Consider the following 8,259-nt stretch of genomic DNA (forward strand, 5'->3'; position numbering starts at 1 on the left):
GCCCGGTCGACCACCGGAAGCGCGGTCACTGCCCGAACGGCCGCCTGCGGCGCGGTCACTGCCCGGTCGACCACCGGAAGCGCGCTCGCTGCCGACGCGGTCATTACCTACACGGTCATTACCTGCACGGTCGCTGCCCGCACGGCCCGTCGGCCGCCCGCGGCCGCCCGCGCTGTCCGACGGCCTGCCGCTCGAACTGGCGCCGCGGCGCGGGTTGTTCCGTCCGGAGCCGGATCCTGGCGCCTGTGTCATCAATTCGTCCTTCTGGTTAGCATTCTTAGTACGTCGTATCGTCGAAATCTCCGAGGTTCTCCAGGCCGGGCAGGTGAGGCGCAAGCCGCGGTAGCTCGGCCACGCTGCCAAGTCCCAATCTTTCCAGAAAAGACGGGGTGGTCCCATAAAGGATTGCCCCGGTCTCCGGATCGGTCTCCACCTCGGCAACGAGCCCGCGCTGGGTGAGGGTGCGGACCACCGAATCCACATTGACGCCCCGGATGGCGGAAACCCTCGCACGGGAGACTGGTTGCCGATACGCGATCACCGCCAGAGTTTCGAGAGCGGCCTGTGAGAGGCGGGACGTCTGGCCTTCGAGGACGAACGCCGCCACCACTGGTGCAAACCAGTTCCGGGAGTAGATGCGCCATCCGCCGGCGAGGCTGCGCACCTCGAAACCGCGCGGTTGGCGAGCATCGACGCTCTGCGGGCCTCCCCCAGTATAGCCGTCGTACTCACGCTGCAGTTCCACGAGCATTTCCGCAACCTGTCCGGGGGGTATGCCCAGCGCAAGAGCCAGCTCGCCCTCGGTCACCGGCTTCTCCACGACCATCAGGACGGCCTCGAGGGCGCCCTTCAGCCCGCCCGGCTGGTCTGCGGGGCTGTATTCCACGCTGGTTCCACTGTCACGGTGTCCACTGTCACTGGTTCCACCGTCGCTGTCCGGTTGATCAGTCAACGCCCCCACCCCCTCCCCCGCCGGTCCCGCCATCGTTCCCAACCCAGCGAAAGCGAAGCTCACCCAGCGGTGCCATCTGTTCGAAGGAGATGACTGCGTCCCGGATCATCTCCAGCAGGGCCAGGAAACGCGCGACGACGACGGCCGGGTGTCCGGCGTCGGCGGTGAGCTGCCGGAAGGACAACGAAGAATTGCTCCTCAGGAGCGCCTCGATCAGCTCGGTCTGGTCGCGGACGCTGACCCTTGGGGAGTGGAGGTGGCCGAGGCTCACTTCGCTGGGGACGGGTTCCCGTGGCGCAAGCACCTTTCGGGCAAGGGCGGCGAAGTCCGCCATGGAAGCCTGCCACACCAGCTCGGGCAGCATCGCGGCGAACTGCGGCTCCATGGGCACCCTCCTCGGGTACCGGTCGGCCTCCTCGTCGATTCGCCCGGCCAGTTGCCGAGCAATCTCCTTGAACGCCCGGTACTGGAGCAGCCGCGCGAAGAGGAGGTCCCGTGCCTCGAGCAGGGCGATGTCCTCGTCGTCCTCGACTGCACCGGAGGGCAGGAGTCTTGCGGCCTTGAGGTCGAGGAGTGTCGCCGCGACCACGAGGAATTCACTCGCCTCATCGAGGTTCCATTCCCCCGCAGACGCCTGGATCCGGCGGATATGGGCGAGGAATTCGTCGGTCACCTCGGCAAGGGCCACCTCGGTGATATCCAGCTCACGCTTGGAGATCAGGTTCAGGAGTACCTCGAACGGGCCGGTGAAGTTGGCGAGGTGCAGCTCGAAGACCGCCTTCGCCTCCGGCGGCGCCGGCTCTGCTGCGAGAACGGCCGCGGACTGGTGACCCGGAGCGGGCATGACCTGCACCCGCTAGGGCGCTCCACCCCTCGCTATCAGCTCTTTGGCCAGCCTGCGGTACGCGTCTGCTCCGGAATGGTTGCCCGCATAGGAGGTGATCGGTTCGGCGGCAACTGTTGCGTCTGCGAACTTGATGGTGCGTTTGATGACGGTTTCGAAGACCTTGTCCCCGAAGGCCTCGACGAGGCGGGCGATGACTTCCCTGCTGTGGAGGGTGCGTGCGTCATACATCGTTGCAAGCACCCCATCCACCTGCAGCCCGGGGTTCAGGCGGTCCTGGACCTTCTCGATGGTCTCGACCAGGAGCGCCACGGCACGCAGGGCGAAGAACTCGCAGATCAGCGGGATGATGACGCCGTGCGCTGCCGTGAGGGCATTGACGGTGAGCAGCCCCAGCGACGGCTGGCAGTCGATGAGGATGACGTCGTAATTGTCGGAGACCCGGCGGAGCGCCCGGTCGAGGACCTGCTCACGCGCCACCTCGTTGACGAGCTGGACCTCGGCCGCGGACAGGTCGATGTTCGCCGGTAGGAGGTCGATGTTGTCGATCGCCGTGGTCCGGATGGCGTCCTGGATGTCGACCTTGCGATCCATCAGGACGTTGTACACGGTGACATCGAGCTCATGCGGATTGGTGCCCAGTCCCGCCGACAGCGCACCCTGGGGGTCGAAATCCACGAGGAGGACGCGGCGTCCGGCTTCGGCGAGCGCCGCTCCGAGGTTGATCGTGGACGTGGTCTTTCCTACCCCGCCCTTCTGGTTCACCATGGCGATGATGCGCGCAGGACCGTGGGAGTCGAGGACCGGAGGCTCGGGGAAGACCGTCACCGGCCGGCCCGTGGGTCCAAGTTCAGCTTCGGCTGCGTTCTGCAGAGTTGTGAAACCCTGTTCGCTACTCACGTATCTCTCCACGCTTCCATTGGTATGCCCGGCCGGCCGCATGCCGTTCTCCAGCGACCCGCCGTACTTGTTCTTCCTCAACCGTACAACCGCCTCCGGCGGGCTTCGGGCAAATGTCCGCGGTGCCAGCGCGAGCCTTGATCCTCAACTTGAGGTCGAATGTTCCCGGGCATGGCTGCATCCCTGCCCGGGACAAGCCTAACGAAAAAGTACCGGATGCATCGAAGGGCGTCAGAAGCGGCCCCTCGGTGCATCCGGTACTGTCGCCGTCGTCCGGCTCCTAGCCGACCCGGACGCCGTTTCCAGCGACGATGTCGGTCCGGGCTTCGGCCCCGGCTTCGACGTCGTCCGTTTCGTCGTCGAACCTGTTGTGGTCCGAACTCATGGTTTCCTCGTCGAAGGGCAGGCGGCCGTCGAGGACCTCGTCGACCCGGGCACGGTCGATCTCCCTGGTCCAGGTGCCGATCAGCACGGTGGCGACGGCGTTCCCCGTGAAGTTGGTGAGCGCACGGGCCTCGGACATGAAACGGTCGATGCCGACGATCAGGCCGACGCCCTCCACGAGGTCCGGACGGTGCGACTGAAGGCCGCCGGCCAGCGTGGCGAGACCGGCACCGGTGACGCCGGCAGCACCCTTCGAGGCGATGATCATGAAGACCAGCAGGGAGATCTGTTCACCCAGCGCGAGAGGCGTGCCCATCGCTTCGGCCACGAAGAGCGACGCCATGGTGAGGTAGATCGCGGTTCCATCGAGGTTGAACGAGTAGCCGGTAGGCACCGTCACACCTACCACGGGCTTGGAGACACCGATGTGTTCCATCTTCGCGATGAGCCGTGGCAGCGCGGCCTCCGAGGAGGACGTGGAGAAGATCAGCAGGTACTCGCGGCCGAGGTACTTCATCAGCTTGAAGATGTTGACCCGGGTGACCATCTTGAGCAGGCCGCCCAGGATCACCACGATGAAGAGGGCGCAGGTCACGTAGAACGCGATCATCAGCGTGAACATGCTCACGATGGCCTGGACGCCGGTCTCTCCGACGACGGCGGCGATGGCGCCGAAGGCGCCGATGGGGGCCAGCCACATGATCATCACGAGGATACGGAACACGAGGGCCTGGATATGCCCGATTCCGCGGAGGATCGGGCGCCCGGCGGTACCCATCTTCTGCAGTGCGAAGCCGACGAGCAGCGCCACGAAAAGGGTCTGCAGGATGCTCGGGCCGGTCAGCGCCGAGAGCAGCGTGGTGGGGATGATGCCGAGGAGGAAGCCCACGGTTCCGTCGGCGGCCTCGTCGGTCACCGGCGCCTCATAGGTGGAGGCACTGATGTCGAGGCCCTCGCCGGGGTTGATGAGGTTGCCCACCACGAGGCCGATGGCGAGCGCGAAGGTCGACATCAGCATGAAGTAGCCGAGGGCAAGCCCGCCCACCTTGCCGACGGTCGCGGCCTTGGCGATCGAACCGATCCCCAGCACGATGGTGCAGAAGATGATCGGTGCGATCATCATCTTGATGAGTGCGATGAAGCCTGTGCCGAGGGGTTTGAGCGCGATGGCGAGTTCCGGGGCGACGAGTCCGAGGATTGCGCCGAGAATCACTGCCGCGATGACCGCGATGTACAGGTAGTGGGTCTTGTCGACCTTCTTGCGGGGTGTTGCTGATCCCCCGCGGGACCGGAATGGCGACATAGCCATGAGGAGCTCCAATGTTGTGTGCCGCCCGGCAGGACCGGCGGACCAAGCCCATTCTCGGCCCGCGGGAGGTAGGGCCAGGTGGCCGGTCAGGTGGTGTTCTGTGCTCGCCATCCTGCCAGCGGGGGTGATGCCGGTCACCCTTGCGTTCATACTGGTCATGAGTGCCGGGCTAGACTTGGATGGCACTCGAGAGGAACCGGTTACTGCGTGAAACGATGGAGCCTTGCTCGGCAGTTCTTCGCGGGTCAGCTGGTCTTCGTCTTCGTGTTGACCTCCTGCATTTCCTGGGTGCTGTATCTCGACGCGGAACAGAACACCTACGACGCGGCGTCCGAGCGGATGTTGTCCGTCGCCGGCACGATCGCCCTCGATCCGCTCGTCCGGAACGCAGTGGGCGGACTGGATCCGGCGGCGGAACTCCAGCCGTACGCGGTGGCGGTGATGAACGGACTCGGAGTCGACTTCGTGACCATCATGGCCCCGGACCGCACCCGTTTCACGCACCGCAACCCGGAACAGATCGGCCTCCCCTACATCGGTTCGGTTGCCGAGGCGCTGGCCGGGAGCCCGCACATCGAAACCTATACCGGGACGCTGGGGCCCTCCATCCGTGCGATCGCACCCGTCAAGGACGCCACCGGCGCCGTTGTCGCCATGGTGGCGGCGGGAATCACCGTGGACCGGGCCGCAATCGCGCGTAATGCCCAATTGCCGCTGGTCGGGCTGATCGCCCTCGGGGCACTCTGTTTTGGTGCGCTGTCCTCCTTCGTGCTCAGCCGGCACCTCCGCAGGGCGACGCTGGGCCTGGGAACCGATGAGCTTGCACGGATGTTCGTCTTCTACGACTCGGTGCTTCACTCGGTGCGCGAGGGCCTTCTGCTCACTGATCCGGTGGGGCGCCTGGTCCTCTACAACGACCAGGCCGCACGGCTCCTGGGGCTTGACGGGAACCGCGCCGGTTCCCTCACCCGCGCCGCTGACCTACTCCTGCCGACCTCTCTTACGGAGCTCCTGGCCAGCGGAAGACAGGCTTTCGACGAGGTCCATCTGACAAAAAGCCGTGTCCTCGTCCTGAACCAGACACCCGCGGTGCCTCCGGGAGGGAACAACCGCGGTGGAAGAACCCCGGGCGGGAAGGATTCTTCCGAGACCGGCTCCCTCGGAACAGTGACCACCATCCGGGATCACACCGAAATCGAATCCCTGGCCGGCGAACTGCAGACCATGCGTACCCTTGCCGAGGCGCTGCGGGCGCAGACGCACGAGCACGCCAATCGGCTGCACACCATCGTGTCCCTCATCGAACTGGACCGGCGCGCCGACGCCCTCGAGTTCGCGACGAAGGATCTCCAGCAGTCGCAGCAGTTGACGGACCGCGTGGTCGCCGCCGTGGACGAGCCTTTCGTCGCCGCGCTCCTGGTGGGCAAGGCTGCGCAGGCCAACGAGCGCGGCATCGAGCTCTCCATCGAGGTGGCGGAGGCGATGGGTGACGCCGGCATCGAGGCGGGCGATCTCGTCACCATCGTCGGTAACCTGCTCGACAACGCCTTCGATGCGGCCGCGGCGTCGGACGGGCGCCGCGTCGAGCTGGCTATCGGCAGTGCCGAAGGACCGCGGGGCGGCCTGAGACTGGTGGTCGAGGACAGCGGTCCCGGCTTCTCAGCCGGTGAGAGCCGAAGGGCCTTCGACCTGGGTTTTTCCACCAAGGAGCACTCGGGATCCGGCCGCGGGATCGGCCTCGCCCTGGTGCGGCAGGCGGTGCAACGGCACGGCGGCACCCTCGAGGTGACGACGTCGGAGCTCGGTGGCGCAGCATTCGCCGTCGTACTGCCCTCCCGGGCCGGAGCCCGGCCTGCCGCGGACGCACAGTAATGGCGGAAATCCGCGTCCTCGTGGTGGAGGATGACCCGATTGCGGCTGACGCCCACGCCGAATACGTTCGTCGGCTCGACGGGTTCACCCTTGCGGGTGTGGCGCGGACCGGCGCCGAGGCACTGGCTTTCCTCCCACCCGGGGGCAGGAGTGCCGCGCCGGGAAAGCCGGCCGATCCCCCGCCGACAGATCCTCCCGCCGGGGTCGACCTCATCCTGCTCGACATGAACCTGCCCGACGCGCATGGACTCGACCTCATCCGCAGGATTCGTGGTCTCGGCCTTCCCGCGGACGTCATCGCCATCACGGCTGTCCGGGACCTCCAGGTGGTCCGGTCGGCGATCTCCTCGGGAATTGTGCAGTACCTCATCAAGCCGTTCACCTTCTCCGCCTTTGCCGAGAAGCTCACCACCTACCAGGGGTTCCGGGAGAATCTGACGGGCCAGGCGGCGTCGACCACCCAGTCGGAGGTCGACCACGCCCTTGCCGCCCTGCGGCCCGCCGCACCTCAGGCATTCCTTCCCAAGGGACTGTCGGAAGAAACCCTTCGCGCCGTGGTCCAGCACCTCAGGGGACTGGCCGAGCCGACGTCGGCCCTCGGAATCGCCGAGAGCCTCAACCTCTCGAGGGTGACGGCGCGCCGCTACCTCGAGTATCTCGCCGAGCAAAAATCGGTCCGGCGTACACCCCGCTACGGCACCCGGGGCAGGCCCGAATTCGAGTACCGCTGGGCCCGCTGAGGCAGCGTCACCTTCCGGGCGGTGTGCCGCCGGTGCAAAGGAGCGGCACGAGAGCGTCGAGCACCCCCGCATCCTCGATGGTCGAGGGAACGGTGTAGGTCTCCCCCGCCGCAATCTGCCGCATGGTCTTGCGAAGGATCTTCCCCGACCGGGTCTTCGGCAGGGCGTCCACCACGACGGCGTTCCGGAAATCGGCCACCGGGCCGATCAGCCTCCGGACGAGCGCCACCAGCTCACTCTGCAGCTGGGCGGGATCGACGACCTCTCCGGCCTTGAGCACCACGTAGCCGCTGGCCCGCTGGCCCTTCAGGGCATCCTCCAGCCCGATCACGGCGCACTCGGCAACGGCGGGATGCTGGGCCAGGGCCTGCTCGATCGCTCCGGCGGACAACCGGTGCCCTGCCACATTGATCACGTCGTCGGTCCGTCCCATGACAAAGAGGTAGCCGTCGTCGTCGGCGTACCCCGAGTCACCGCTGACGTAGTACCCCTCGAGCGTCCGGAGGTAGGCCTCCTCGTAGCGCTCGTCGCTGCCCCACAGCGTCGTCAGCGCCCCCGGCGGCAACGGCAGGCGGAGGGCGATGGTGCCCTCGGTCCCTGTCGGCACCGGAGTACCCTCGCCGTCCACGATCGCCAGGTCGAAGCCCGGCGACGGCAACGACGGCGATCCCGGCTTGACGGGCACCCCGCCCAGGCCCCGGGGGTTGGCGCAGATTGGCCACCCCGTCTCGGTCTGCCACCAGTTGTCGATGACGGGGACCCCGAGCACGTCGCCGATCCAGGAGAAGGTACCGGTGTCCAGGCGTTCCCCCGCCGAGAACAGGATGCGAAGGGTCGAGAGGTCATAATTCCCGCGGGCGGCAGCGCCCGGATCAGCGCGGCGGACGGCGCGCAGTGCTGTGGGGGCCGTGAACATCACGGTGACGCCGTGGTCCTCGATCAACCGCCAGAACGCCCCGGCGTCGGGGGTTCCCACCGGCTTTCCCTCGTACAGGACGGTGGTCGCGCCCGCCAGCAGCGGGCCGTACACGATGTAGGAGTGCCCCACCACCCAGCCGACGTCGGACGCCGTCAGCATCACATCGTCCGGGCCGACGTCGAAGATGTTCTTCATCGACCAGGTGAGCGCGACGGCGTGGCCGCCGTTGTCGCGGACCACACCCTTGGGGGATCCCGTGGTTCCGGACGTGTAGAGGATGTACAGGGGATCGGTGGCTTCAACGTCCACCGGTTCCGCCGGCGTGGCTCCGGCTGCGGC

Annotated in this window: 7 protein-coding genes; 2 read left to right on the top strand and 5 right to left on the bottom strand. The window is 66.8% G+C overall.

The genetic code is table 11. The features are described from left to right. Positions 1-277: 277 nt before the first annotated feature. The 4 genes from scpB to Y705_RS16290 all read right to left on the bottom strand — a co-directional run bounded on the left by scpB (position 278) and on the right by Y705_RS16290 (position 4,389). On the bottom strand, positions 278-886 hold the full coding sequence (gene scpB, locus Y705_RS0100690) for an SMC-Scp complex subunit ScpB (protein ID WP_026531479.1): 609 nt from the start codon (positions 884-886) through the stop codon (positions 278-280). Between the two features lie 58 nt (positions 887-944). Further along, positions 945-1,796, bottom strand: a complete 852-nt coding sequence (locus tag Y705_RS16285; RefSeq protein WP_081737668.1) for a segregation and condensation protein A — start codon at positions 1,794-1,796, stop codon at positions 945-947. Positions 1,797-1,808: 12 nt separating this feature from the next. Beyond that, positions 1,809-2,696, bottom strand: coding sequence for a ParA family protein (locus Y705_RS0100700; RefSeq protein ID WP_026531480.1), 888 nt, complete (start codon positions 2,694-2,696; stop codon positions 1,809-1,811). Positions 2,697-2,976: 280 nt separating this feature from the next. Beyond that, positions 2,977-4,389, bottom strand: a complete 1,413-nt coding sequence (locus Y705_RS16290) for a cation:dicarboxylate symporter family transporter (RefSeq protein WP_049822052.1) — start codon at positions 4,387-4,389, stop codon at positions 2,977-2,979. 207 nt (positions 4,390-4,596) lie between these two features. Between Y705_RS16290 and Y705_RS16295 the strand changes: the two genes are divergently transcribed. Both Y705_RS16295 and Y705_RS0100720 read left to right on the top strand, forming a co-directional pair. After that, positions 4,597-6,261, top strand: a complete 1,665-nt coding sequence (locus Y705_RS16295) for a sensor histidine kinase (protein WP_049822053.1) — start codon at positions 4,597-4,599, stop codon at positions 6,259-6,261. Beyond that, positions 6,261-7,001: a response regulator gene (locus Y705_RS0100720; protein WP_026531481.1), complete on the top strand. Its 741-nt coding sequence runs from the start codon at positions 6,261-6,263 to the stop codon at positions 6,999-7,001. The genes Y705_RS16295 and Y705_RS0100720 overlap by 1 nt, the downstream gene beginning before the upstream one ends. Positions 7,002-7,008: 7 nt before the next feature. On the opposite strand, the gene Y705_RS16300 is transcribed toward Y705_RS0100720, so the two are convergent. After that, a partial coding sequence (locus Y705_RS16300) for an AMP-binding protein (protein ID WP_155849826.1) occupies positions 7,009-8,259 on the bottom strand: 1,251 nt, incomplete at its 5' end.

Origin of the sequence: Arthrobacter sp. H41, from assembly GCF_000520535.1 — a bacterium.
Lineage (GTDB): Bacteria > Actinomycetota > Actinomycetes > Actinomycetales > Micrococcaceae > Arthrobacter_D.